Source organism: Pararhodobacter oceanensis (genome assembly GCF_003076755.1).
Classification (GTDB): Bacteria; Pseudomonadota; Alphaproteobacteria; order Rhodobacterales; family Rhodobacteraceae; genus Pararhodobacter; species Pararhodobacter oceanensis.
Map to the genome: position 1 here is coordinate 151,168 of NZ_QDKM01000004.1, position 25,421 is coordinate 176,588.

General features: G+C 62.8%; 27 protein-coding genes and 2 riboswitches. Of the genes, 22 read left to right on the forward strand and 5 right to left on the reverse strand.

What is annotated here, in order from left to right; translation table 11 throughout:
• Nucleotides 1-466: 466 nt before the first annotated feature.
• The 4 genes from DDE20_RS10730 to DDE20_RS10745 all read right to left on the reverse strand — a co-directional run bounded on the left by DDE20_RS10730 (nucleotide 467) and on the right by DDE20_RS10745 (nucleotide 3,609).
• Nucleotides 467-1,447: an ABC transporter substrate-binding protein gene (locus DDE20_RS10730; protein WP_116558496.1), complete on the reverse strand. Its 981-nt coding sequence runs from the start codon at nucleotides 1,445-1,447 to the stop codon at nucleotides 467-469.
• Entirely contained in the window at nucleotides 1,444-2,187 is a 744-nt protein-coding gene (locus DDE20_RS10735) for an ABC transporter ATP-binding protein (RefSeq protein ID WP_116558497.1), read from the reverse strand. Before DDE20_RS10735 ends, DDE20_RS10730 begins: the two co-directional genes overlap by 4 nt.
• Complete coding sequence (locus tag DDE20_RS10740; protein WP_116558498.1) at nucleotides 2,180-2,935, reverse strand: ABC transporter permease; 756 nt, start codon at nucleotides 2,933-2,935, stop codon at nucleotides 2,180-2,182. The genes DDE20_RS10735 and DDE20_RS10740 overlap by 8 nt, the downstream gene beginning before the upstream one ends.
• A 41-nt stretch (nucleotides 2,936-2,976) precedes the next feature.
• A complete protein-coding gene (locus DDE20_RS10745; RefSeq protein ID WP_116558499.1) occupies nucleotides 2,977-3,609 on the reverse strand; it encodes a YkoF family thiamine/hydroxymethylpyrimidine-binding protein in 633 nt (210 codons plus the stop codon).
• Nucleotides 3,600-3,706: riboswitch (TPP riboswitch) on the reverse strand. It overlaps the preceding gene by 10 nt.
• Before the next feature lie 242 nt (nucleotides 3,707-3,948).
• Between DDE20_RS10745 and DDE20_RS10750 the strand changes: the two genes are divergently transcribed.
• The 3 genes from DDE20_RS10750 (at nucleotide 3,949) to DDE20_RS10760 (ending at nucleotide 6,576) form a co-directional block, all read left to right on the forward strand.
• Entirely contained in the window at nucleotides 3,949-4,764 is an 816-nt protein-coding gene (locus tag DDE20_RS10750) for a cyclase family protein (protein WP_116558500.1), read from the forward strand.
• On the forward strand, nucleotides 4,764-5,159 hold the full coding sequence (locus DDE20_RS10755; RefSeq protein ID WP_116558501.1) for a carboxymuconolactone decarboxylase family protein: 396 nt from the start codon (nucleotides 4,764-4,766) through the stop codon (nucleotides 5,157-5,159). Before DDE20_RS10750 ends, DDE20_RS10755 begins: the two co-directional genes overlap by 1 nt.
• Nucleotides 5,160-5,941: 782 nt before the next feature.
• Nucleotides 5,942-6,144: riboswitch (cobalamin riboswitch) on the forward strand.
• Nucleotides 6,145-6,264: 120 nt separating this feature from the next.
• The gene (locus tag DDE20_RS10760; RefSeq protein ID WP_116558502.1) at nucleotides 6,265-6,576 is read left to right on the forward strand and encodes a hypothetical protein; all 312 of its coding nucleotides are present in this window, start codon (nucleotides 6,265-6,267) and stop codon (nucleotides 6,574-6,576) included.
• Nucleotides 6,577-6,637: 61 nt separating this feature from the next.
• Here the strand turns inward: DDE20_RS10760 and DDE20_RS10765 are convergent, their stop codons facing one another.
• On the reverse strand, nucleotides 6,638-7,594 hold the full coding sequence (locus DDE20_RS10765) for a hypothetical protein (protein ID WP_240607999.1): 957 nt from the start codon (nucleotides 7,592-7,594) through the stop codon (nucleotides 6,638-6,640).
• 129 nt (nucleotides 7,595-7,723) lie between these two features.
• Between DDE20_RS10765 and DDE20_RS10770 the strand changes: the two genes are divergently transcribed.
• From DDE20_RS10770 to DDE20_RS10860, 19 genes are all read left to right on the forward strand, one after another.
• A complete protein-coding gene (locus DDE20_RS10770; RefSeq protein ID WP_116558503.1) occupies nucleotides 7,724-8,599 on the forward strand; it encodes a lysophospholipid acyltransferase family protein in 876 nt (291 codons plus the stop codon).
• Between the two features lie 241 nt (nucleotides 8,600-8,840).
• Entirely contained in the window at nucleotides 8,841-10,436 is a 1,596-nt protein-coding gene (locus tag DDE20_RS10775) for an ABC transporter substrate-binding protein (protein ID WP_420812365.1), read from the forward strand.
• Between the two features lie 78 nt (nucleotides 10,437-10,514).
• Complete coding sequence (locus tag DDE20_RS10780) at nucleotides 10,515-11,501, forward strand: ABC transporter permease (RefSeq protein ID WP_116558505.1); 987 nt, start codon at nucleotides 10,515-10,517, stop codon at nucleotides 11,499-11,501.
• Nucleotides 11,502-11,511: 10 nt separating this feature from the next.
• Nucleotides 11,512-12,498 (forward strand): ABC transporter permease, encoded by a 987-nt coding sequence (locus DDE20_RS10785; protein WP_116558711.1) that lies wholly within the window; start codon nucleotides 11,512-11,514, stop codon nucleotides 12,496-12,498.
• The gene (locus DDE20_RS10790) at nucleotides 12,498-13,484 is read left to right on the forward strand and encodes an ABC transporter ATP-binding protein (RefSeq protein ID WP_116558506.1); all 987 of its coding nucleotides are present in this window, start codon (nucleotides 12,498-12,500) and stop codon (nucleotides 13,482-13,484) included. Before DDE20_RS10785 ends, DDE20_RS10790 begins: the two co-directional genes overlap by 1 nt.
• Complete coding sequence (locus DDE20_RS10795; protein ID WP_116558507.1) at nucleotides 13,477-14,454, forward strand: ABC transporter ATP-binding protein; 978 nt, start codon at nucleotides 13,477-13,479, stop codon at nucleotides 14,452-14,454. Before DDE20_RS10790 ends, DDE20_RS10795 begins: the two co-directional genes overlap by 8 nt.
• A 290-nt stretch (nucleotides 14,455-14,744) precedes the next feature.
• A complete protein-coding gene (locus DDE20_RS10800) occupies nucleotides 14,745-15,047 on the forward strand; it encodes a recombinase-like helix-turn-helix domain-containing protein (protein ID WP_116558508.1) in 303 nt (100 codons plus the stop codon).
• On the forward strand, nucleotides 15,022-15,807 hold the full coding sequence (locus DDE20_RS10805; RefSeq protein ID WP_205961656.1) for an ABC transporter ATP-binding protein: 786 nt from the start codon (nucleotides 15,022-15,024) through the stop codon (nucleotides 15,805-15,807). The genes DDE20_RS10800 and DDE20_RS10805 overlap by 26 nt, the downstream gene beginning before the upstream one ends.
• An 18-nt stretch (nucleotides 15,808-15,825) precedes the next feature.
• Entirely contained in the window at nucleotides 15,826-16,803 is a 978-nt protein-coding gene (locus DDE20_RS10810; RefSeq protein WP_116558510.1) for an ABC transporter substrate-binding protein, read from the forward strand.
• 158 nt (nucleotides 16,804-16,961) lie between these two features.
• Nucleotides 16,962-17,729: an ABC transporter permease gene (locus DDE20_RS10815; RefSeq protein WP_116558511.1), complete on the forward strand. Its 768-nt coding sequence runs from the start codon at nucleotides 16,962-16,964 to the stop codon at nucleotides 17,727-17,729.
• A gap of 75 nt (nucleotides 17,730-17,804) precedes the next feature.
• On the forward strand, nucleotides 17,805-18,845 hold the full coding sequence (locus DDE20_RS10820; RefSeq protein WP_116558512.1) for a Rieske 2Fe-2S domain-containing protein: 1,041 nt from the start codon (nucleotides 17,805-17,807) through the stop codon (nucleotides 18,843-18,845).
• On the forward strand, nucleotides 18,845-19,579 hold the full coding sequence (locus DDE20_RS10825) for an SDR family oxidoreductase (protein WP_116558513.1): 735 nt from the start codon (nucleotides 18,845-18,847) through the stop codon (nucleotides 19,577-19,579). The genes DDE20_RS10820 and DDE20_RS10825 overlap by 1 nt, the downstream gene beginning before the upstream one ends.
• The gene (locus DDE20_RS10830; RefSeq protein WP_116558514.1) at nucleotides 19,576-20,421 is read left to right on the forward strand and encodes an alpha/beta fold hydrolase; all 846 of its coding nucleotides are present in this window, start codon (nucleotides 19,576-19,578) and stop codon (nucleotides 20,419-20,421) included. Before DDE20_RS10825 ends, DDE20_RS10830 begins: the two co-directional genes overlap by 4 nt.
• Nucleotides 20,418-21,614 carry an FAD-dependent oxidoreductase gene (locus DDE20_RS10835; RefSeq protein ID WP_116558515.1) on the forward strand — a complete coding sequence of 399 codons (1,197 nt, stop codon included), beginning with the start codon at nucleotides 20,418-20,420 and terminating at the stop codon, nucleotides 21,612-21,614. Before DDE20_RS10830 ends, DDE20_RS10835 begins: the two co-directional genes overlap by 4 nt.
• Nucleotides 21,614-22,060, forward strand: a complete 447-nt coding sequence (locus DDE20_RS10840) for a flavodoxin domain-containing protein (RefSeq protein WP_116558712.1) — start codon at nucleotides 21,614-21,616, stop codon at nucleotides 22,058-22,060. Before DDE20_RS10835 ends, DDE20_RS10840 begins: the two co-directional genes overlap by 1 nt.
• Nucleotides 22,060-22,659: a pentapeptide repeat-containing protein gene (locus tag DDE20_RS10845; RefSeq protein ID WP_116558516.1), complete on the forward strand. Its 600-nt coding sequence runs from the start codon at nucleotides 22,060-22,062 to the stop codon at nucleotides 22,657-22,659. Before DDE20_RS10840 ends, DDE20_RS10845 begins: the two co-directional genes overlap by 1 nt.
• Nucleotides 22,660-22,778: 119 nt before the next feature.
• Nucleotides 22,779-23,090 (forward strand): ArsR/SmtB family transcription factor, encoded by a 312-nt coding sequence (locus DDE20_RS10850; RefSeq protein WP_116558517.1) that lies wholly within the window; start codon nucleotides 22,779-22,781, stop codon nucleotides 23,088-23,090.
• Nucleotides 23,091-23,170: 80 nt separating this feature from the next.
• Nucleotides 23,171-24,223, forward strand: coding sequence for a permease (locus DDE20_RS10855; protein ID WP_116558518.1), 1,053 nt, complete (start codon nucleotides 23,171-23,173; stop codon nucleotides 24,221-24,223).
• Between the two features lie 191 nt (nucleotides 24,224-24,414).
• A complete protein-coding gene (locus DDE20_RS10860) occupies nucleotides 24,415-25,173 on the forward strand; it encodes a flavodoxin family protein (protein WP_116558519.1) in 759 nt (252 codons plus the stop codon).
• Nucleotides 25,174-25,421 lie beyond the last annotated feature (248 nt).

The following is a 25,421-nucleotide window of genomic DNA, read 5'->3' on the forward strand; positions in this document are numbered from 1 at the left end:
GCGATGCGTGGCGGCTTCGCCTTGATTCCACGCAAGGCGCAATGGTGATGGCGGGTGTGGCTCGAACGGCTTTTGTGCTTTCTAGTGCATCGCGGTGTAGCAAGGCATAGCGCCCAACCAGGGTCAGGCGCGGCCCTCAGTTCATGATGTTCAACCGTGTGAAACGAAGTGGGTTCTAAGCAAAAGCCGTTGTCGCTCCTCAGCAAACCCTCTGTTTGGCACGTGGGCACCACGGGCCGCGCCCGACCCTCCCCCCGGGAGGGCGCCTTGGCGATGTTCTGAGCGGCTCGAACGGCATTCATGCTTTTGAGCACTTGGCGTTGTGGCAAGGTTGGGCGCGCCCTCCCAGGGTCGGGCGCGGCCCTTAGTGTTTAATGTTCAGTCGTGGGCTTGGTTGGGGCTGGGCAAAGGCGATATCGTGCCTCTACGGGCCAACCTTGCAACGCGGCCCTTTTCGCGAGAACGCTTACTGCACCAGCCAGCTTTGATCATACCAGCCCGAGACATCCCCGGGCCACTCCAGCGCCGCGCCGCCGGCGTCGATCAGCACGCCGCTGTCAAAGAGAAACTCCGCCATGGTGGCGAATTTGCCGGCGTCGATGCGGCCCACGGGATGGGAACCGTCGCGCAGATAGGACCCTTCGACAATCGCCTGCATCGAGCCTTGCACCAGCGCCGGATTGGGGAATTCGCCGGTGGCGATCAACAGATCGGCGGCCTCGGCGGGGTTCTCGGCGGCCCATGTATAGCCCGCCTGCGTGGCGCGCATGAAGCGGGCGATCAACTCGGGGTCTTCGGCCAGCAAAGCGCCGGTGGTGCCGATATAGCCGCCCTGTTGCTCGGGGATGCCGTAATCGGCGTAGGTAAAGGAGGATTGCTCGCGGCCCAAGAGTTCGCCGTTGACCCCCTCCCAAGTGGCGACCTCAAGGGTGAAATCCACCGCGCCCGAGGCCAGCGCCTCATAGGCGCCGGTGCCCAGCGTCACCGTGTCCCAGACCGGCTCGCCGCCGTCATGGCGGATCATCGTGCCGATCAAGGCGGCCTCCCAAGCGCTGCCGAAACCTGCGTAGGTCAGGCCGGATAGATCGGCGGGGCGGGTGATGGCAGGGTTGTCGGAGTTGAAGACCAGCCGTCCGGCCTCTCGCTGCATGGTCGCCCAGAGCGCCACCAGATCGGCGCCACCGGCCTTGGCGCTCATGAAGCCGAGCGAGGTCAGATAGGCGAGGTCGGCGACACCGGCGGCCAGAAGCGCGGCGGAATTGGTGTCGGAATAAGGCAGCAGGTCAACGCTGAGCCCTTCCTCGGCGTAGAACCCGAGGTCACGGGCGACGACCAGCCCGACGTGGTTGGTGTTGAGCATCCAGTCGAGGGCCACAGTCAGGTCGGTTTGCGCCTGAGCGGTGAGTGGCGCGGCGAGCAGTGCGGCGAGGGTTAACGGGCGGATCATAGAGACGTCTCCTTGAGCAACAGGGTTTTGAGGGTGGCGCGCAGATCGGCCAGAGCGGCCTCGGAACGCTGCGCGCGCGGGGTGGTGACGGGGATTTCGCGGATGATGCGGCCGGGGTTGGCGGCCATCACCAAAATGCGGTCGGCCATGCCGGTCGCCTCATGCAGATCATGGGTGACCAGAAGCACCCCGCGCGGGCGCTCATTCAGCCGCGCGAGCAGCCAGTCCTGCATGCGAAAACGGGTGACGGCGTCGAGGGCCGAGAAGGGCTCATCCAGCAGCACAAAGCGGCTGTCTTGCACGATGGTGCGCAGGAAAGCGGCGCGTTGGCGCATACCGCCCGAGAGTTCGGCGGGGAATTTGCCCTCGCAACCGGCCAGCCCGAAGGGGGCGAAAAGCGGCAGCACCTGCGCGCGGGCGGTGCGTTTCGAAAGGCCGGCGATCTCTAACCCGAGGGCGGCGTTCTCGGCGATGGTCAGCCATGGAAACAGAGCGTCGCTTTGCGGCTGGTAGCTGATCGCGGGATGCGGGGCGCGGATCGGCACGCCGTCAAGCAGCAAGTGGCCCTCGGGATGGAGGTCTGGTGGCAGGATACCGGCGGTGAATTTCAGCGCCGAGGTTTTGCCGCAGCCCGAGGCGCCGATCAGCGCGACGATCTCATTGCTATGGATCTGCAGCGAGAGGTCTTGCAGGAGGGGGCCGGTCTTGCTGTGAATTGTCAGACGTTTGATTTCAAGCATCGCGGCGCACCTGCGGGCCTTTGGCAGTCAAATGGTCGAGGAGGCGGATCAGGCCCAAGAGCGCCAGCGTCAAAGCCGCCGAGACCACCACCGCGCTGAGCACCAGATCGGCGCGAAAGTTGTTTTTTGCCGAGAGGATATAGATGCCCAGACCCTGCCGCGCGCCTGCGTATTCGGCGAAGATCGTCGCGACAATCGCATAGGTGGCGGAGATGCGCAGACCGGCGAGAAAACCGGGCCGCGCCGAGGGGATGGTCGCGCGGCGAAAGATCGCCCAGCGGGAGGCGCCCATCGAGGCGAGGAGATCGGCGAAAGCGTCAGGCGTTTGGCGGTAGCCCGAGAGCAGGCTGAGGAGCATCGGGAAGAAGGTGACAAGGATCACCAGCAGGATTTTCGGCAAGAGGCCAAAGCCGAACCAGAGGATCATCAAGGGCGCGAGCGCGACCAAGGGCACGGTCTGGCTGATCACGAAGAGCGGCATCAACCCGCGCTCGGCCCATGGCGTGAAATGCAGCGCAACCGAGGTGGCGCAGGCGAATGTGACCGAGAGCGAGAAACCGAGGGCGGCGACAAGGAAAGTGGCAAGCGCATGGGACCCGATCTCGGCGCGGTTGAGGAAAAGCGCGCGGAATATGCCTGAGGGCGCGGGCAGGACCAGCGGCGAGACCGAGGCGAGGGTGCAATAGACCTCCCACCCTGCGAGCAGCATGAGGCCGATCACCAGCGTTGGTAAATAACGCAGCATCATCAATGACTTTCAAAGAGGTCTTAACCTAGCGCGTGAAGTTCTCAGCGCGGGCTGGGGCTATTGGCCGAGGCGGTCATATCAATGGTGACATGCCCCTCGGCGGGGCCAAAGCGCAGGAAGGCTTGCCGCAAGGTCTCGAAAACCGCGCCGGCATCACCGCGCAGGCGGGTGGAAAAGTTCTTTGATTTCAAGAAGGTGCCAGAGTCTCTTAAGAAATCGATGCAACCGTAAATCTCGTCCATATGGCGGTCTTGACCCATCACATAGAGCGAGAATTGCACGTCGATCTCGACACCCGTCTGCGGCGCATTGCGCACCGCTTCGAGCGCCTGCTGCTGGCGCTCGGCCAAAGGTGTGTCCTGCGTCGTGGCCAGCACATCGCAGCGGCAAGAGGGATCGTCGGGCTCACCGGGGCAACCGCGCGAGAGGGTGACATGCATGGTCACATGGGCGGGTGTCTCGAGGGTCTCGCCCGGTTCAACGGCGGCGCGGGCAAAGAAATCGCGCAATCCGTCGAATAACGGCTCGGGCGCGCCGACCATTAATGTAGAGATATCATCGGTTTCGATGCGCAACCGGTCACGGTAGGGCGCGAGCGCCTCGAGACCGGAGAAAATGACCCGGACAAAATCCGAGACCATCGGATAAAGTGAAACCTGTGCGCCAATAAACATATGTCCCTCGCTCCGCCGGCATTACCCGGATCAGCTGTGAAGGGTCCGCGCCCGATTGCGCATCTCAGCCCCGCGTGGGGCACCCCTGGTGATGCTCTATGCATCGGCGATCACTGGCGCAGTGTCAAGGGCGGATTCGGGCGTGTTTAGAAACTCTTGGCGCGGGGAGTTAACGCATGATCTCAAGGTGTTTGCAGGGGGTATTGCCAGATGCGCCTTGGACATGGCGCCTGCGCGCGCCCGCTTACCGCCCGACAGATCGCTTGACCGACTCGGGCGATCTGCGGTGGAGTGAGGCTTTGTATGCCGCTGGAATGGTGGCCATAAGGAGAGAAACCTATGTGTAACGCCTGTGTAATCGAGAATGTCAAAGCGACGATGCTGTCACGCCGGTCGCTGTTTCAGGGGGCGGCGATGGCGGGGGCGGCCTCGGTCGCCTCGGGGCTGGTCAGCGCGCGTCCGGCGCTGGCAGAGGCCAGCGGGCGGGTGATCGATCTGACCCATGCGTATGACGGCAGTTTCCCGACCTTCGACGGCAATCCGGGGATTATCATGGAGCCGAATGTGGTGTTCTCGGAAAGCGGCTATCAACTGCTGGAGTTGACGATTTTCGAGCATACCGGCACCCATATCGACGCGCCGCTGCATTTCAGCGAGGATGGCGCCTCGGTCGATGAGCTGGACCCGCAGCGGCTGATGTGCCCGCTCTGTGTGGTCGATATCAGCGCTAAGGCCGCCGAGGATGCGAATGCGATGGTCGAGGCCGAGGATATCGAGGCCTGGATCAGCGCCAATGGCGATATTCCCGCCGGCGCCTGTGTGGCGATGCATTCGGGCTGGGCGGCAAAGGTCGGTATGGAGGAATATCGCAACACCCCCGAGGGCGCCTTTGCGTTCCCCGGCTTCAGCACCTCGGCGACGGATATGCTGGCCGAGATGGATGTGGCCTGTATCGGGGTTGATACGCTGTCGCTGGATCCGGGCAATTCGGCCGATTTCGCGGTGCATTATTCGTGGCTGCCGGGCGGGCGCTACGGGATCGAGAACCTCAAGAACCTGGACCAGATGCCCGCCACTGGCGCGACGGTATTTGTCGGTGCGCCGACCCATAAGCGCGGAACCGGCGGTCCGGCGCGTGTGCTGGCGGTGGTCTGATGGCGACCCTTGGTTTGCTGGATGATGCCAGCGCGGGGCCCGACGCACTGGCGGTGTTTGACGACATCCGCGCGGTGCGGGGCAATGACTATGTCAACAACTTCTGGCGGGCTCTGGCGCATGATCCGGCGCTGCTGGAGGCGATCTGGAGCCGGTTGAAACAGGTGATGGCGCCGGGGGCCTTGGATCCGTTGGTCAAGGAGATGGTCTATGTCGCGGTGTCGGTGGCGAATGGCTGCGAGTATTGCATCCATTCCCATACCGCCGCGGCCAAGGCCAAGGGGATGACGGAGGCGCAACACGCGGAGTTGCTGGCGGTGATCGGCATGGCCAGCCAGACCAACGCTCTGGCCACGGCGCTGGGGGTGGAGGTCGACGCGCGGTTTAAGGTGTGAGGGCAGGGGCGGAGCTCGGTTGGTGAGCAATTGCGGCGGGGTGCCTCTGACCATGGGGTTTTGCGCGCGGCGTTGTTCGACTGTCTGGCCCGGCTGACAAGCCGGGCCGCGCCCGACCCTCCCCGTGGGAGGGCGCATAGGCGATGGTGATCGTCGCTCGGACGACGTGCGCGCTTTTGAGTGCGATGCGTTGTGGGTAGGGCGGCGCGCCCACCCAGGGTCAGGCGCGACCCTTGCTGCAGGGTGCTGCGCCTCACGATTTAACGCAGGCTCTAAGCAATAGCCTGTGCTGTTTCTACAAATCTTTTGTTTCGCCCGTGGGCACCACGGGCCGCGCCCGACCCTCCCCCCGGGAGGGCGCATTGGCGATGGTGGTCGTCGCTCGGACGACGTACGTGCTTTTGAGTTCGGTGCGTGGCGGCAAGGGCGGCGCGCCCACCCAGGGTCGGGCGCGACCCTTTGTGAATCGGGAGACGGGCGGGGGCATTGCTGCTGTTTCACTCGGAGGCTTTTCGCAATGGAACCCTTGGCGCGGGCTTCAGCCCGGGCCGCGCCCGACCCTCCCCACGGGAGGGCGCCTTGGTGATGAGGTGTGTGGCTCAAGCGACATAACTGCTTTTGAGGTCAGACTGCTGTGGAGGGCGGGTGGCGCCCGCCCAGGGTCGGGCGCGGCCCTTTGTGATTTGGGGTTAGGTGGTTTGGCGCGGGAGTGCGCGCCGGTTATTGGTGCGGCCCATTGCGCTTTGGGGGCGTCTCGGTGCTGGACATCGAAAATATTTCCTGCCATGTTTTGCCGTGATGGTGCCCGGCCTTAACAATCCGGCTGAAAAGGGAACGTGGTGAGGGCAAATGCCCGAGTCCATGACTGCCCCCGCAACTGTGAGCGGCGAGCAACCTCGATGATGACCACTGTGCCAAGGCGCGGGAAGGTTCGGGGACGCGTTGATCCGCAAGTCAGGAGACCTGCCATCTCGGGCGCGCATGTTGCGGGCCTTGGTCACCTTAACCCGAGCGGGGTGCTGCGGGTCGGAAAGACGAGAGATGGACCCATGGGCCCAAGTCAGCGACCGTTGCCGCCAGCCCCGCGATTTGCGCGGAGGGCGCGATGATACTGGAACGCACGATCAGACAACTGGATACCGGCCCGATGCCGCCCGATGCGGCGCGGCAATTGGGGCAATTGGGCTATATGCAATGGATCGCGGCCCTGCCGGGGCGGGCGAGCTACCGGCGTTTGGCACTGGAGGCGCAGGCGAAGGCGGCGCCTTTTGCCGAGGCGTCACCGGCGGTGGCGGTGTTTTGCGCGCTGCTGGCGGAATCGCTGGCGGCACCCCTGCGGCCCTTGGACCTGCGGATGCCACCGCGCAGGCGGCAGGGCGGGGCCAGCGCAAGACGGGCGCGGCGGTTGCCATTGTAGGAATAGGCGCTGCGGTTGAAACGGCAGGTGAGACCTTGCCAGTGAAGCAGCCGCAGCGGCGTTATCTTGCGGCGCGCGGGGTCAGGCCGGTGTTCGGAGTGACGGCAAGCACCGCATCCACCACCTCTTGCAGGAGTGCCGCGGCCTCAGGGGCGATCGGCGCCATCGGCTCGCCAGCGGCGGTCAATAGCGCATAGGGCATGCCCTGCGCCGGCTGCTGGTAGAGCACCGCGAAATGGGTCAGGGCGATCAGATAATTGCCCTGATCATTAAGATGCATCGTGTCCAGCGCGCCATCGGGATTGATCCGGAACAGATCCTCGGGACGGGTGAGGCCGGGGGCGGTCTCGCCAGCCTGCAACCGGCGGGTGAGTTCGGCCAGCACGCCGGTGGCGGGGATCACATGCAAGGGCCCGAGCGCGGGATCGGCCCAGACGCTGGCCAGAAGCTGCGCCTCCCAGAGCTCGGTGGGGTCGTTTTCCAGCCGTGGCAGCCAGCCCTCGTCATGCGCCAGATCATGCCATGTTTTATAAAGATACAGCCGCACATCGGGGTTGGCGGCGCGGGCGGCCTCGACCCAGAGCGCCAGATAGCGCGGGCTGTCGTGATAGCGGATCGCGTCGCGCAATTCGACCATCTCGGTCAGCACCACCGCGTCATATTCGCCGCTCGATATCGCCTCATGGGCGGGGCGAAACCGCGGGTGGTCATTCTCGGCCTCGAAACCGCCGATCTCGACATCCGGCTCCCAATGCGCCCTGAGCGGCGTGCCCCAGCCAAGCTGGCTGTTATGGTGATGGCCGGTGAGCCCCTGCGCCTGCGCCAGTTGTTCCAGCATCGCGGGCATGTCCTGACCGACCAATGAATGGCCGAGGTGATAGACCCGCAGGCCCTGTGCGGGCGGGCTGAGGGGCGGGGCATTGGCGGTGTCGGAGGTGGCGGATTGGGACATCACCAGCGCCAGCGCCAAAGCGGCGGCACCGATGACCGGCAGGATCTGGGGCCAATGTCTTTGCATGGGGCAGTCTCCTGTATCGGGCGCGGGGCTGGCGAGGCATGTGGCGGGGTTTCGCGCAGGCGGCGAAAGCCATGCGCCTGATGTGCGTTTCCGCTTGGGTTCCGCCTCAATACATGACCATAGAGCGCCATGCTTACAACCACCGTCAAATCGCTTGTGCAAAGCCTGCGCTATTTACCGCTCTGGTCGGCGCTGACCGCATCGCGCGGGCGCAGCTTTGATTTGCGGTCACGCAGGCTGGGCTCGGCGGTGGGGTTTGTGCTGCGCTATTTCCCGCCCGCGCGCTGGCGATTCGAGCGTGAGGTGCAGCGGGTGTTCCCGCAGATGCGGCGCGGTGAGCGGTTGCAGATGGCGCGCGATATGGGGCGGCAGATGGGGCGGACGCTGTTCGAGATCTACCATGTTGCCGAGTTCCAGACCCGCACCGAGAAATTCCACACCTCCGGTCCCGGTCTGGCGGCGCTGATGGAAGCGCAGGCGGCGGGGAAGGGGGCGATCATCGTGTCCGGGCATTTTGGCCAATGGGAGGCGGTGCGGGCGGTGATCAAACAGCACGGGATGGAGAGCGGCGCGGTCTATAGGCCGAACCGCAACCGCCACTACCAGCGCCGCCTGCTGGCCGGGATCGAGGCGGGCGGGCAGCCGATTCTGGCCACCGGTCGGGTCGGCACCAAAGCGCTGGTGCGGCATCTGCGCAGCGGCGGGATCATGGCGATTCTGTTGGATGAGAAATACGCCGAGGGCGCGCCGCTGCCGTTTCTGGGCCATGACGCGCTGACCTCGCTATCGGCGGCGCAACTGGCGCTGAAATACGATCTGCCGATGATCCCCGCTTACGGTATCCGCGCGGCGGATGGCGATAGTTTTCAGGTGGTTTTCGAAGAGCCGATTGCGCCCAGCGACAGTGTGACGATGACCCGCGCGTTCAATGACAGCCTCTCGGCGCGTATCCGCAAGGATCCAGCGCAATGGTATTGGCTGCTGCGCCGCTGGGATGGTGCCTGAGGGCGAGATGTCACAAAGCAAATCCGCCTTGCGCGGGCTTTGTGACGTTCGGGCAAGCGCCGCGACCGCACGATTGGTGATTGATTAACCCTTGCGTAAATTCTAGCCTGACCGGAATCGCCGCCGCGCGGGCGCAACCTATGCGGTGAAACCAATCATGCAATGTCGCCGCAACCATAGGGTGCAACCCGTGGGTGCGGCGGGATCAAGCTTGAGACCAACTTCAAACGGGAGAGAGACTTTGAAACTATCCGCACCTTCTTTGGGACGTTTTGCCTCGGCGCTCAGCGTTTCGGCGATCGCGATTGCCGCATTCGGCTCGGCGGTCAGCGCTGAGACCATCCGCTGGGCACGGGTCGGCGACGCGCTGACCATGGACCCGCACAGCCAGAACGAAGGCCCGACGCTGACCGTTCTGCACCACATCTATGAAACGCTGGTGCGCCGCGATATCGACGGCTCGCTGCAGCCGCGTCTGGCCACCGAATGGTATATCCACCCCGATGATCCGACCGTCTGGGTGTTCAAGCTGCGCGAAGGCGTGACCTTCCATAACGGCAATGAATTCAACGCCGAAGACGTGGTCTTCTCGTTCGAGCGTGTGCGTGCCGAAAGCTCGGGCTTCCGCGCGCTGCACACCGCTGTGACCGGCGCCACCGCCGTCGACGATCACACCGTGCATGTGCAGATGGAAGGCCCGTCGCCGCTCTATGTGCAGAACCTGACCAACTTCTTCATCATCGACAGCGACTGGTCGCGCGAGAATGACGTGGTTAATCCGCAGGACTTTGCCGCGGGCGAAGAAAGCTATGCGGTGCGCAACACCAATGGCACCGGCCACTACCAGCTGGTGTCGCGCGATCCCGAAGTGCAGACCGTGATGACCTATTACGACGGTCACTGGGATGAGGCACCGCAGGTCACCGACATCGTCTATACCCCGATTGCCGAGGCCGCGACCCGTGTTGCTGCGCTCTTGTCGGGCGAAGTCGATATGGTGCAGGACGTGCCGGTTCAGGATATCGCACGGCTCGAGCAGACCGATGGCATCACCATCGCCACCGGACCCGAGAACCGCAATATCTTCTTCTCCTATGACATGACCTCGCCGCAGTTGATCTCGGCGAATGTCGATGACAACCCGTTCTCGCACCCCGAAGTGCGTGAGGCGATGGCGCTGGCGCTGGACCGTGACGCGATCCGTCAGGTGGTGATGCGCGGCCAGTCGCAGCCCTCGGCGGCGCCGCTGCCGCCCTTTGTCAACGGCTGGACCGAAGCGATGCACAGCTATGACGCACCCGATTACGAGCGTGCCTCGGAGCTGGTGCGCAGCGTCTATCCGGACGGGTTCTCGGTGGATATGCACTGCCCGAACGACCGCTATCTGAACGACGAGGCGATCTGTCAGGCCACCGTCGCCATGCTGGGCCGCGCCGGGATCGACATCAATCTGGTGTCGCAGACCCGCTCGCTGCACTTCCCGCTGATCGAGAATTGGGAAACCGATTTCTATCTGCTGGGCTGGGGCGTGCCGACCTTTGACTCGGCCTATGTGTTCAACTTCCTGGTGCATTCGCGCGGCGACGGTTTCGGCGCTTACAACGGCGCGCATTACGCCAATGACGATGTGGACGCGATGATCGAATCGCTCTCGACGATGACCGATCTGGAGGCCCGCAATCAGGTGGTCGCCGACATCTGGGAGCAGGTCATGGAAGACCGCGTTTTCCTCAATGTTCACAACCAGTTGCTGGCCTATGCCGTGCGTGACGGGATCACGGTTGCAGTGCACCCCGAGAACCAGCCGCATATGGCCTCGATCACCATCGACAACTGAGTGTGAATCACAGATAACGGCCCGCGCGGTTCTGCCGCGCGGGTTCTTTTCATCAGACAGCCGTAGCTAGGGTCCGAGATGCTTGCCTATTTAATCCGACGGATCGTGCAATCTGCCATCGTTATGCTGGTTGTGGCCCTCGTGGCCTTTGCCCTGTTTCGCTATGTCGGCGACCCGATCAACGCCATGGTGTCGCAAGAAACCACCCTTGAGGACCGTGCCGCGCTGCGTGATCTTCTGGGGCTGAATGATCCGTTTCTGGTGCAATTCGGCCGCTTTATCGGCAACGCGGTGCAGGGCGAGTTCGGCATGTCCTACCGGCTGCAACAACCGGTGATGGAGCTGATCCTGCAGCGCTTGCCCGCAACGCTGGAACTGGCGCTGGTCTCGGGCCTTGCTGCCTTTGTGCTGGGGGTAAGCGCGGGGGTCTATACCGCCTTGAACCCGCGCGGCGGCATTTCCACTGGCATTATGACCGTCTCACTGATTGGTGTGTCGCTGCCGACCTTTCTGATCGGCGTGCTGCTGATCTGGCTGTTTGCCGTCGAGCTGCAATGGCTGCCCTCCTTTGGTCGTGGCGAGACCGTAACCCTGCCCGGCGGCTGGGTTACCGGCTTTCTGACCCCGACCGGACGTATCTCGCTGATCCTGCCGGCGATCACGCTGGGGCTCTATCAGATGACCCTGATCATGCGGCTGGTGCGCGCCGAGATGCTGGAAGTCCTGCGCACCGATTATGTGAAATTCGCCCGCGCCCGTGGCCTGTCGAACCGTGCGGTGCATTTCGGCCATGCGCTGAAAAACACGCTGGTGCCGGTGATCACCATCACCGGTCTGCAACTGGGCTCGATCATCGCCTTTGCGATCATCACCGAGACCGTGTTCCAATGGCCCGGCGTTGGCGCGCTGTTCATCAACTCGGTGCGCGCTGTCGATGTGCCGGTGATGGCCGCCTATCTGGTGTTGATCGCGCTGATCTTCGTCATCATCAACCTGATCGTCGACCTGCTGTATTATGCCGTCGATCCGCGCCTGCGCGTCGAGCGCGGCGGCGCCCGTCATTGAGGCCAGAGATATGAGTGACCCCAAGACCTCCGGCCCACAGGCCAACGAAGCCGTAACTGAGGCTGCGATCCCTGAGAGGACGCCCGGGCGGCTGTTCAAGATCTGGGATAGCGATGTTGCCTATTCCTTTCGCACCTCGCCGGTGGCGATCATCTCTGGCGTTGTCGCGCTGGCGATCATCCTTGCAGCCCTGCTGGCGCCCTGGATCGCGCCGACGAACCCGTTTGATCCTGCCAGCCTGAACCTGATGGACGGGTTTACCCCGCCGATGCAGGAGAATGCGTTTACCGGCAACACCTTTCTGTTGGGCACCGACAACCAAGGCCGCGATATGCTTTCGGCGATGCTTTACGGCGCGCGGATATCCTTGTTTGTCGGTGTCTCGGCAGTGCTGTTGGCGATGGTGCTGGGGATCACCGCCGGGCTGATCGCGGGCTACCGTGGCGGCTGGGCGGATGCGGTGTTGATGCGGATTGCCGATGTGCAACTGTCGTTCCCGTCGATCCTGATTGCGCTGCTGATCTTTGGCGTGGCGCGCGGCATTATCCCGCCCTCGCAGCGCGAAACGATGGCGATCTGGGTGTTGATCGTGGCCATCGGCCTGTCGGATTGGGTGCAATTCGCGCGGATCGTGCGCGGCGCGACGATGGTGGAAAAGAGCAAGGAATATGTGCAGGCGGCCAAGGTGATCGGCGCGCATCCGTTCAAAATCCTGCTGCGCCACATCCTGCCCAATGTGATGGGGCCGGTTCTGGTGATTGCCACCATCGGGCTGGCGCTGGCGATCATTGCCGAGGCGACGCTGTCGTTTCTGGGCGTCGGTGTGCCGCCGACCCAGCCGAGCCTTGGCACGCTGATCCGCATTGGCCAGCAATATCTGTTCTCGGGCGAATGGTGGATCCTGCTGTTCCCCGCCGTGATGCTCCTGACCCTCGCGCTGGCGGTGAACCTGCTGGGCGACTGGCTGCGCGATGCGCTGAATCCGAGGCTGCGCTGATGACTGAACCGCTTCTTTCTGTTCGCGATCTGGTGATCGAATTTCCCACCCGTCGCGGGGTGCTGCGCGCCATCGACGGGGTGTCCTTTGACATCGCGCCGGGCGAGGTGCTGGGCATGGTCGGCGAATCCGGTGCCGGTAAATCCCTGACTGGCGCGGCGATTATTGGCCTGCTGGAGCCGCCGGGGCGGATTGTCTCGGGCGAGATTAAGTTGAAGGGCGAGCGCATTGACCATCTGTCCCCCGCCGCGATGCGGAAGATTCGCGGGCGGCGCATTGGGATGGTGTTTCAAGACCCGCTGACCAGTCTGAACCCGCTCTATACCGTCGCCAAGCAATTGATCGAGACCATTCGCACCCATATGAATGTCTCGGACGCTGAGGCCCGCAAACGCGCGGTGGCGCTGCTCGACCGAGTGGGCATTCCGGCTGCCGACCGCCGCATTGATGACTATCCGCATCAGTTTTCCGGCGGGATGCGGCAGCGGGTGGTGATCGCGCTGGCGCTATGCGCCGAGCCGGAACTGGTGATTGCCGATGAGCCGACGACCGCGCTGGATGTCTCGGTGCAGTCGCAGATCATTGATTTGCTCAAGGAAATCTGCGCCGAAAAGGGCGCCTCGGTGATGCTGATCACCCATGATATGGGGGTGATCGCCGAGACTGCCGACCGTGTGGCGGTGCTCTATTCGGGGCGGATTGCCGAGGTTGGGCCGGTGGCGTCGGTGATCAGCGAGGCCGAGCATCCCTATACCCGCGGGTTGATGGGCTCGATCCCGACGCTGACCCATGACAGCGACCGGCTGGTGCAGATCCCCGGCTCGATGCCGCGGTTGAATGCGATCCCGCCCGGTTGCGCGTTCAATCCGCGTTGCACGCAGGCGTTTGACCGCTGCCGCGTTGAGCGTCCGTTCCCGATTGACCGCCCCGGTGACCGCCGCGTTGCCTGCTGGCTTTATGATGAGCAGGAGGCCACGCATGGCTGATCCCCTGATCGAAGTGCGCGGCCTCGGGCGGCGTTTTGATGTGTCGAAACCCTGGCTGAACCGCGTGCTCGAGCGTGAAGAGCGCCAGTATCTGACCGCCACCGCCGATGTGAATTTCTCGATTGCCCGCGGCGAGACCTTCGCGCTGGTTGGCGAAAGTGGTTCGGGCAAATCGACGATTGCCAAGATGATTGTCGGGCTGCTGCCGCCCTCTGAGGGGCAAATCCTGTTCGACGGGCAGGATATGGGCAAGGTCGGCACCAGTGAGCTGCGCGCGTTGCGGCGGCGGTTCCAGATGATCTTTCAGGATCCGTTTGCCAGTCTCAATCCGCGCTGGCGGGTCGGCGATATCGTCTCGGAACCCTTGCGCACCTTCGGGCTGGCCAAGGGCGCGGAAGTCACCCGCGAGATGGAGCGGCTTCTGGATACCGTGGGGCTATCGGCGCGGGATGCCGAGAAATTCCCGCATGAATTCTCCGGCGGCCAGCGCCAGCGGATTGCGATTGCGCGGGCGCTTTCGGCCAAGCCTGAATTCATTGTCTGCGACGAGCCGACTTCGGCTCTGGATGTCTCGGTGCAGGCGCAGATTTTGAATCTGATGCGCGATTTGCAGGACGAGATGGGGCTGACCTATCTGTTCATCAGCCACGACCTGAGCGTGGTGCGCCATATGGCGACGCGCACCGGTGTGCTCTATCTGGGGCGGCTGGTCGAGGTCTCCGAGGGCAAGAGCCTGTTTCGCGATCCGCAGCATCCCTATACCAAGATGCTGCTCGATGCGGTGCCGGATCTGGCGCTCTCGGGGCGGCGGCGGACGCCGGTGACGGGGGAAATCCCCAACCCGATCAACCCGCCCTCGGGCTGTCCGTTCCATCCGCGCTGTCCGGTGGCGATTGATAAATGCAAAACCGATGTGCCGCCGAGTTTCCAGACCCCTAATGGCAGTGCCGCCTGTCATCTGCTGGGCTAGAATGCGGGGTGGGTGCTGCGCCCTAACACACCCGCCACCAACCCCCTGCAATCCATAACCTATCCGAAAATCCCCCGTCTGAACCGCAAGGTGCAGGCGGGGTTTTTCACCTGTGTAACACCTGTGTGCATTGGCTTTGCCGGCCCCGAGAGGGCGCGCAGAGGGCAGGGCTTGGGGATAAGAATTGTCTTGACTGTTGATTTTCACTTCTACAGAATGAACACAGTGTTTAAATATGAACAGTTGCCACGGCAGCCAGCCCGCAACGAACGTCCGCAGAGGAGCCCGCCATGGATGCATTCAAGGACCGCCTGTCGCAGCGCGCGCAAGACACCACCCGTCCGGCATTGGCCCATCAGTCGCGGGGCCGCGCGTTGAGCGAGGCCGAGCAGGCTCTGGCCTCCGCGATGATGGAGATCATGGGCGCGGGCGAGCAGGATTTCGGCAAGCTCGCCGGTGAACTGGCCGCGCGCGGTCTGGTGGCGCCGGTCTCGGGGCGCAAGGACTGGGATCAGGATTTGCTGGCGCAGGAACTTGCCGCGGTGAACGCCGATCTGGATGCCGCTTATGAAGAGCACGGCTATGGCGCTTGAGTTCCGCAATGTCACCAAGACCTTCGGCGCGCTGGGTCAAAAGGTGGTCACCGCTATTGAGGGCGTTGATTTCAAAGTCAATAAAGGCGAGTTCGTCTCGGTGGTCGGGCCGTCGGGCTGCGGCAAAAGCACGATCCTGAGCATGACCGCGGGGCTTTATCAGCCCAGCTCGGGCGAGGTGCTGGTCTCGGGCGAAAAGGTGACCAAGCCAAATCCCCATGTCGGCTTCATGCTGCAAAAAGACCTGCTGCTGCCCTGGCGGACGATCATCAAGAATGTCGAATTCGGGCTGGAATCGCGCGGCGTCGGCAAGGCCGAGCGGCGGGATCGGGCGATGGCGGAACTCGAGCGCTGTCATCTGGCGGGGTTTGAAAACCAGTATCCCTATCAGCTTTCGGGCGGTATGCGGCAACGCGCAGCTTTGGCCCGCACCTTGGCGATTGACCCCGATATCATCCTGCTGGACGAGCCGTTCTCGGCGCTGGATGCGCAGACCAAACTGTTGATTCAGAACAGTTTTGCCGAGACCATTCAGGAGGCGGGGATCACCACGCTGTTGATTACCCATGACCTGTCGGAGGCGGTGATCATGTCCGACCGCGTGCTGGTGCTGTCGGAGCGTCCGGGCACGGTGATCCGCGAGATGCCGATTGACCTGCCGGACCGCGCGCATCCGCTCAAACGGCGGCAGATGAGTGAAATCCACCAACATGCGGCGGAAATTTTCGCATTACTCAAGCTCGATCAACGGGCTACTTAAAACCAAGGGAGAACTATAATGAATAAGATTATTCTCGGATTTACTGCAGCAATGGGAATAACAATGACGGGCCTGATGGCGCAGGCCCAGACGTCGTTGACTTACCTATTCCCCGGACCGGATTTTCTGCCCGCTTTTGCTCCGTTTCAGTTAGCATTGGGAAAGGGTTATTACTCGGAAGAAGGTCTGGATGTGACTTTCCGCATAGGTAACGGTGGCGCAGACGTTGCGACGCAAGTTGCGGTCGGAAATGCAGATTTGGGCGGCGGCATGGGGGACACTTCCATGATCGTGCGCGCCAATGGATTGGAAGTGCGCGGCGTAGCGGTTCTTGGTGGCCAAGGATTGACGCAGCTTGTTTGGCGCAACGATAGTGGTATTACCTCAATTGAAGAGTTTGCCGGCCACGCAATTGCAGTAGCGGGTTTTCAGAACACTGAGTTTTACAACCTCCGTGCCGCGTTGGCAGTTTCCGGTGTTAATCCGGATGACGTAGATATTCAATCTCTGGGTTATGGCGGCATTGTGCAGGGTATGATCGCTGGATCTGTCTCGGGAATGTCGGGTGTTCCGGAGTGGATTGTCGCGATTGAAGACGCAGGGGTCGAATTATCGGTTATGCCGGCGCGTGATGTATTTCCTGCTCAAGCACAGGCAATTATCGCGTCTGACGCATACATTGCAGAAAACCCTGATGCAGTACGCGGGTTTGTGTCTGCAACCTTGCGTGCAATCCACGATATCATTGATGATCCACACCAAGCCGCCATTGACTATGTTGGGTTTGTTGATCGCCATGCGGAGAACGTAGATCAGGTAGAGCGCATTATGCGCATGTATGCTGAACTGGTGTATCTGCAAGACGGTGATCGTCCAATCGGCGCCTTTGATCAGGCTCAACTGCAAACAGTGCAAGATTTCTATGCCGAGAACGAAGTGATCAATGCCGTTGTACCTATCGAAGACGTCTATACCAACGACTTCGTGCCTGATTGATTGCACTATAGGTAAGGCCTTTCAGGAATTTTCTCGTCGCTGTTCAATAAACAGAACTCGGATAGCGGCGAGTATCCACCTGAATATTTAGCTTCCGAGCAGAGACATATTGCGCGGCGTCAATTGGACGATTCGAAGCGCTCAATACGAGGTATCCGATGACATCTTCACGCAACACAACGCTTGTCGGCTTTTTGATTTTGGGTTTGCTTTTGCTAGTTTGGGAGTTTCTGCCTCCTGCCCTCGGGGTGCCGAAATTCATCATTCCTACTGTCTCTGATATGGTTCTAGAGTTGGGCCGGATGTATCGTCGCGAGCATGTTATTGCCAACACTCTATCCACGGCGTGGTTTACGCTGTTGGGGTTCTTGATTGGATCGACATTGGGTGCGACGATCGGTTATCTTCTTGGTTTTTCGCGTTTTTGGGAGAAGGTTCTCTCGCCGTATATTCTGGCTTTGCAGATCGCACCGAAAGTGGCATTTGCGCCTCTCTTTATAATTTGGTTCGGCTATAACTCGATCCCAAAAATGCTGGTCGCAGTTCTGATCGTGTTTTTTCCGGTATTGGTGAATGTATTAGCGGCGATGAAGACTGTGGACCGCGATATGGTCAATCTGGCGCGCGCCTATTCAATGAGCCGTTGGCAGATATTCATTAAAGTTGAATTCCCGTCGACACTGCCCAATCTGATGGCTGGCTTGCGCATTGCCACAACTTTGGCTGTTATTGGTGTCGTAGTAGGGGAAATGGTCGGCGGTAATACTGGCCTCGGGTTCTTAATTACCTACGGTGGCGGTCAGGCGAATGCAGCGATGGTGTTTAATTCGATCGTGCTGCTGACGCTTATCGGAATTCTATTATACACCGTATTGGCTGCACTCGAAGAGCGGCTGCTGCATTATATCCCGAAAAAAGACCACTGATCCCGAATTAGTTTCAGACAGGGCGCGGCGCAGGCTAGGTCGGCACCGCGCACCCCATCCAAAAGGAGCCAGATCATGACGGCCATCGACAAAAAAGCCCTGATCGAAGAGCGGGTGAACTCCGGCCTGTTGGGCCATTGGTATCCGGTCGCGAAATCGGTCGAAGTGAAGACCTCGCGCCCGCATGGCGTCAAGGCCTTGGGCCAGAAGCTGGTGCTTTGGCGCGGGGCCGATGGATCGCTGAAATGTATCGAGGATTTCTGCCCCCATCGCGGCGCGCCGCTGTCTTTGGGCGAGGTTCACGAGGGCAATATCGGCTGCCGCTATCACGGTGTGGTGGTCGATGGCGAAGGCGTGGTGGTGCGGGTGCCGGCGATGCCGGAATGCGCGCTGGAAGGCCGCAAGGCGGTGAAATCCTTTCATGTCACCGAGCATTCGGATGCGGTGTTTGTCTATATCCCCTCGCTCTCACGGCCCGAGCCGCCGGAACTGGTGCTGCCCGATGAGTTGACCAGCGACGCGTGGACCGGCTTCCTCTGCACCGCGGTCTGGGAGACCAACTACCGCTATGCGATCGACAATCTCGCCGATCCGATGCACGGCTGTTATCTGCACTCGGAAAGCTTCACGCTGGCTTACGGATCGAAACAGGATCTGATGCGGCTGGATAAGACCGAGCACGGGTTCCATATCACCCGTGTGGGGCAGGTGGGTGATAATTTCGACTGGACGGATTTTGTCTTTCACCCCGGCACGATGTTCTGCTTTCTGGACATCCCCTATCCGCCTGCCGCCGGTCCCGGGGGTAATATGCGGATTGTCGGCTATGCGACGCCGGTGGATGAGACGACCTGCAAGGTGTTCTTCTGGCGGATGCGCAAGGTCGAGGGGCTGGCGCGGGCATCGTGGCGGTTCCTCTACCGTGCGGCCTTGGAGAACAACCACTGGAATGTGCTTGAGCAGGACCGGGTGATGCTGGAGGGCATGCCCGATGACGCGCGGCGACGCGAGATGCTCTATCAGCATGACATCGGGGTCAGCCGCGTGCGCCAAATCCTCACCCGTGAGGCCAAGCAGCAGATCGAGGCGGAACTGGCGCAGGTGGCGGCAGAGTGATGCTGGAGGGGCGGCGCATATTGGTGACCGGCGCGGCGCGCGGTTTGGGCCGCGCGATTGCCGAGGCCTGCGCGGCGCAGGGCGCGCAGCTGGTGCTGGCGGATATCGACAGCGCAGGCGTGCAAGCCACTGCCGAGGCTTTGGGCGCGCGGGCCGAGACGGTTGATCTGGGTGATCCTGATAGCATTGAGGCTTTGGGCGAGGCGTTGGGCGAGGCCGGTGCGTTACACGGGTTGATCAACTGCGCGGCACTGGCGACGAATGTCGGCGGCATGGGGTTCGAGGATATCGAGCTGGAGTTGTGGGACCGCGTGCAGCGGATCAATGTGCGCGGCACTTGGTTGATGACGCGGGCCTGCGCGCCGCTGCTGCGCGCCAGCGGCTCGGGGCGGGTGGTCAATGTGGCCTCGGACACCGCGCTTTGGGGCGCGCCGAAGCTGCTGTCCTATACCGCCTCCAAGGGCGCGGTGATGGCGATGACCCGGAGTTTGGCGCGCGAATTGGGCCCGGACCGTGTTGGCGTCACCTGTATCGCGCCGGGGATTTTGACCACCGAAAGCACCGAATATGTTCCCGAAGCGCGACACCGGCTTTATCAGGACGGCAGCGCCGTGGGTGGGCCGCAATCGGCCGAGGATGTGGCGGGAACGGCGGCGTTTCTGGTCTCGGAGGCGGCCTTGACGCTGACCGGACAGGTGTTGCCGGTCAACAATGGCTATGTGTTTGTGACATGAGCGGGCGCGATCATATCACCGAGGGGATCGGCTGGCGTGAGCATGCGGGCGATGGGCCGGTGCTCATGGCGCTGCACGGGATCGGCTCGGAGGCGCGGGCGTTTGATGCGCTGGCCGCGCATTTGCCGGGCTGGCGGGTGATCGCTTGGGAGGCGCCGGGGTATGGGCCCTCGACACCTTTGGATAAGGCATGGCCGGTGGCGGCTGATTACGCGGCGGCGGCGCTGCGGTTGATGGATGCGCTGGAATTGGAGCGCGTGCATCTTCTCGGGCATTCGCTGGGCACATTGATTGGCGCGGCGCTGGCCCGCGCGCATCCCGAGCGGCTGGACAGCCTGACTTTGGCGTCTTGTGCGCAGGGCGGCGGGGCTGCGGCGGGGGGCGTTTTGCCTGATGCGCAGGCGGCGCGACTTGAGGATCTGGAACGGCAGGGCGCCGAGGCTTTCGCCGCCAGCCGCGCCGCGCGGTTGATCTATGCGCCCGAAGACAACGCCGATCTGGTGGCGAATGTCGCGCAGGGCATGGGCAAGGTGAAAATGCCCGGTTACGGGCAGGCGGTGCGAATGCTCGCCTCGGGCGATCTGGCGGCGGATTGCGCGGCGCTGACCGTGCCGACTTCGGTGATCGTCGGTGCCGAGGATGTGGTGACGCCGCCGGTGCAATCCTTTCGCGCCCATGAGGCGCTGCCGGTGGCGGTGCGCGGCGCGCTTAGTCTTGTGCCCGCGACCGGCCATGCGCTGCACCAACAGGCGCCACAGGCTTTGGCGGCGGCGATCTTGCGGCTGCAGGGCGAGCGGACATTATCCGCGCGGTGGGCCAGTGACCAAGGAGGAGAGCTATGACCAGCATTGCGATTGTCGGCGCCGGTCCCTCGGGCTGCTATACCGCGCAGGCGCTGGCCAAGGCGCTGCCCGATGCGCGGATTGATCTGATCGACCGGCTGCCGGTGCCTTACGGGCTGATCCGCTATGGTGTGGCGCCCGATCATCAGGGCACGAAAGCGGTGATCCGGCAGTTCGAGCGGCTGTTCACCCGCAATGATGTGGCGTTTTTCGGCAATGTCACGCTGGGCGCGGATCTGACGCTGGAGGACCTGCGCGCGAGCCATGAAGCGGTGGTTCTGGCGACCGGATTGCACACGGACCGGCGGCTGGGGATTGCCGGTGAGGATCTGCCGGGGGTGATCGGCTCGGGCGTGGTGACGCGGGGCTGGAACGATTATCCCGACGCTGAGCGCCCGCAGATCGGACCGCGGGTGGTGATTGTGGGCAATGGCAATGTGGCGGTGGACCTGCTGCGGATCTTGGCGAAAGCACCTGCGGAATTCGACGGCTCGGACTTTGCGCCCGAGAGTGGCGCGGCGCTGATGGCGGCTGGCGTGACGCGGATTGATGTGGTCGGGCGCTCTGGCGCGGGGATGGCGAAATTCGATCCGGTGATGCTGCGCGAGTTGGGGCGGTTGGCGCAGGCGAGCTTGCATGTGCATGGCGCGACCGGTGAGGGCAAGGTGATCGAAGCCCTGCAGGCGATTGACGTCCATAGGCCGGAAGGGGCCACGCGCGAGGTGCATTTTCATTTCGGCTGGACGCCCGAGGACATCGAGGGCAGGGCGTGCGTTGAGGCCGTGCGGTTTCGTGCCAGCAATGGTGAGGGCGCGTTGCACCTGCCTTGCGACACCGTGCTCACCGCGATCGGGTTTGACGGCGAGACTGCGCAGGCGGATGGCGACGGGCGGATTGCCGAGGGGCTTTATGCCACCGGCTGGTATCGGCGTGGGCCGCGCGGCACGATCCCTGAAAACCGCGCCGATGCGCAGGCGGTGGCGGCACGGATTGCCGCCGATCTGGCGCAGGCGACCAGCGATAAACCCGGCCGTGCGGCACTGACCGCAGGCCTGCCCGAGGCGGTGGGCTATGACGGTTGGCGGCGGATCGACGCCGCCGAATGCGCCGCTTGCCCGCCGGACCGCGCCCGCCGCAAGATTGCCACACGCGCGGAAATGCTCACCCTTGCCCGCCAGTCAGAGGACAGATGATGCAGATACATATTCTTTACGGCACCGAAACCGGCAATGCCGAAATGCTCGCCGAGGACATCTCGGACCACCTGTCGGAGCATGCGCCCGAGGTGACCAATCTTGAGGATTTCGACCCCGCTGATTTCGACACGGGCACGTTTTATCTTGTGGTAACATCGACTTACGGCGACGGCGAATTGCCCGCCTCGGCGCAGCCCTTTGCCGAGAAAATGGCGTCGCAGGCGCCCGACCTGAGCGGCATCCGCTTTGCGGTGTTTGGCATGGGCGACAGCGAATATCCCGAGACCTTCAATTTCGGCGGCAAGCGGTTGGAAGAGATGCTGACCGGTGCGGGCGCGGAACTGGTCGGTGAGCGGGTGACGCATGACGCCTCGGGCAGCGATATGGCCGATGATCTGGCGCTGCCCTGGGTAGATGCGCTGCTCGCCGAAGGGGTCGCGTGATGGACGCCGCCGCGGTCCGCCGCGCGCTCTCGGCGCCGTGGAAACATGGCGAGGCGGTGGACCTGCGCGGCATCCATCTGCGCGAGCGGCTCGATCTCTCGGGGTTGGCGCTCTGCGGGGTGGATTTCTCGGGCGCGGTCTTCGAGGCGGGGCTCGACGCACGCTATGCGCGGTTTGACGGGCTGGCGTGGTTCAAGGACGTGCGGTTTTGCGCCGACGCCACATTTGCGGGCGCCAGTTTCCTCAATGACGCGCGGTTTGATGCGGCGGCGTTCAAGGCACAGGCCGGGTTCTCGGGCGCCGAATTTCGCGGTGTCGCCGGGTTTCGCCGCGCGCGGTTTGGCGGTGCGGCGGCGTTTGACAATGTGACCTGCTATGGCAATGCCGATTTCGCCGATGCGCAGTTTGACGGCGCCGCGAGTTTCCACGGGGCGGAATTTCTGGGCGGGTTTTGGGGCGCCGATACGATGCTGCCCGCGGGGGCGGATTTTGACGAGACGCAGGTGCATGGCCGCCTCTGGCTGCGCGGCGCGCGGCGGGGGAATATCGCCTTGGCGGAAAAGGATTTCAGCCTAGTGTTTGGCTATACATGGGCCTGACGCGCGGCAGCATTTGCCGCTCGGCCCTGCGGGGTCCCGTGCCGGTGCCTGCGGGGTTTTGCGTTGCGGGGCGGTGAAATCGCTTGACAGAACTACATCCCTAGTTTTAATCATACCCCATGAAACATTCAAATGTCGCCCTTGCACTGGCCGCTCTTGGCCATGATACCCGCCTTTCGATTTTCCGCCTGCTGGTGCGGGCGGGGAATGACGGGTTGATAATCGGCGAGATCGGGCAGCATCTGGATATGGCGCCTTCGACGCTGGCCTATCACCTGAAAACGCTGGTCGATGCCGGGCTTGTGACGCAGGAGCGGCAGGGGCGGCAAATCCTCACCCGTGTGGATTTTGCGGTCATGCACCAGACGGTGGCCTTTCTGACCGCAGAATGTTGCACCGGCGTGACGCTGACGCAGAAGGATGCGGCCTGACCCTCGCAGAGGCGGCGTCTTATGCAGGCGTTGAATGGATAACCTCGGCTTAATATAACCACAAACTTAGGGATTTCGCGATGTCAGATGCCTCTCTCACCCCCCGCTCACGGGCCAGCGCTCTGGGCCATCATCTATGGGCCAAGGAAAAGGTCTGGCTGGCCTCGGCGGCGCTGCTGGCGGCGCTTTTGGTCTTTGCGCCGGAACTGGGCGTCAGCTCGGCCGGATTTGTCGTGCAGAACCTGCTCAATGTGGCGCCGTTTCTGGCGCTCTCGGTCGGGATCGCCGCCTATGCGGGGGCCAGCGGCGCCGACGGGTTGATCGCGCGGGCCTTCACCGGCGCACCGGCAATGATGATCCTGATCGCGGCGCTGATGGGTGGGCTGTCGCCGTTTTGCTCTTGCGGGGTGATCCCGCTGATCGCCGCGCTTTTGGCGATGGGCGTGCCGCTCTCGGCGGTCATGGCCTTCTGGCTGGCCTCGCCGGTGATGGACCCGTCGATGTTCGTGTTGACCACCGGCGTTCTGGGATTCGAGTTCGCGGTGGCGAAAACGCTGGCCGCGGTGGGGCTGGGCGTGTTGGGCGGGACGCTGGTGCATCTGCTGTCACGCTCGGGCGCTTTGTCTGATCCCTTGCGGGAGGGCGTCGGCAATGGCGGCTGTGGCGGGGCGAAAGTGCGGAATGCGCAGCCGGTGGTCTGGCGGTTCTGGCAGGACGGTGCGCGGGTGGAGAAATTTATCCGCGAGGCGATCAAGACCACGCTGTTTCTGGCCAAATGGTTGACGCTGGCGTTCCTGCTGGAAAGCCTGATGCTGGCATTCGTGCCCGCGGAACTGGTCGCCAGCGCGCTTGGTGGCACCGGAATTGTGCCGATCGGGATCGCCACGCTGGTCGGCGTGCCCGCCTATCTGAACGGCTATGCCGCCTTGCCGCTGGTCGGCGGGTTGATGTCGCAGGGCATGGCGCCGGGGGCGGGACTGGCGTTTCTGGTCGCCGGGGGCGTCAGCTCCTTGCCCGCCGCGATTGCTGTCTGGGCGCTGGTCAAACGCGAGGTGTTCCTGCTGTATCTTGGCATTGCGTTGGCGGGTTCTTTTGCCATCGGTTTGTTGTTCCAGCTCTGGATGGCGCTGTAAGCAGGTGTATCACGGCGGCGGGGGGCAGGGTTTGACCTGTCTCCCGTTGTGCGTATCGGACTGGTAAGGCATTGAATGCAGTCGCAAATCCCGCTGGTTTGTTGACGCATCCCCCGCGCGCTTTAAGTCACTTTGCAGGATCGGCGGCGCCGCGTGCTGGCCCGCCAGAGTGATGCAAAAGGAGCCCAGCGATGCCATTGAACGCGACCCAATCCGAGCTTTGCGACACCAACACCAACGATTTTTCGGACCTGCGGGCGGTGATCATTAACACCTCGCTCAAACGCGCCGAGGCGGAGTCGCATACCAAACTTCTGCTCTCGGTGGCGGGCGAGATCATGACGCGCAACAAGGTCAGTGTCGAGGTGATCCACGCCGCCGCGCATCAGATTGCTTACGGCGTGCAGCCCGATATGACCGAGCATGGCTGGGAGCGTGACGACTGGCCGGCGCTTTGGCAAAAGATCAAAGCCGCCGATATCCTGATCATCGGCACGCCGATCTGGCTGGGCGAGGAAAGCTCGATCTGCCGGCTGGTGATCGAGCGGCTGTATGCCATGTCCGGCCTGTTGAACGACAAGGGCCAGAGTGTGTTTTACGGCAAGACCGGCGGCGCGGTGGTGACCGGCAATGAGGACGGGGTCAAACATTGCGCGATGACCATCCTCTATGCGCTTGGCCATCTGGGCTATACGATCCCGCCGCAGGCCGATTGCGGCTGGATCGGCGAGGCCGGGCCGGGCCCGTCTTATGGCGATGAGATCGAGGGTGGTCCGGCGGGGTTCGACAATGAGTTCACCCAGCGCAATGCGACGATCATGACCTGGAATCTGATGCATATGGCACGGATGCTGAAGGATGCGGGCGGGCTGCCGAACCATGGCAACGACCGCAATGCCTGGCAGGCGGGCTGCCGGTTTGATTATGAGAACCCCGAGCATCGGGTGTGAGACGGGGCGCAGTCATTGGTTGGCGAAGTCGGTGACGCGCGGGCCGGTGGTATTCCGGGTGCGACGAATGGGCAGGGGCCTCGGGGATATTCAGCGCCGAGCGGGTGGACGCCAGGCCGGATGTAAGCGCGGCGGGGCATTGTGAAGCTGGCGGGGGCGTCCTAGAAGGCTTGAGGTGAGCGCTGCCGACAAGGCGAAACCGCTCGCCCGCCGATCCCGGCCCTGTTCCTCTATGCGGCTGCCGCCCC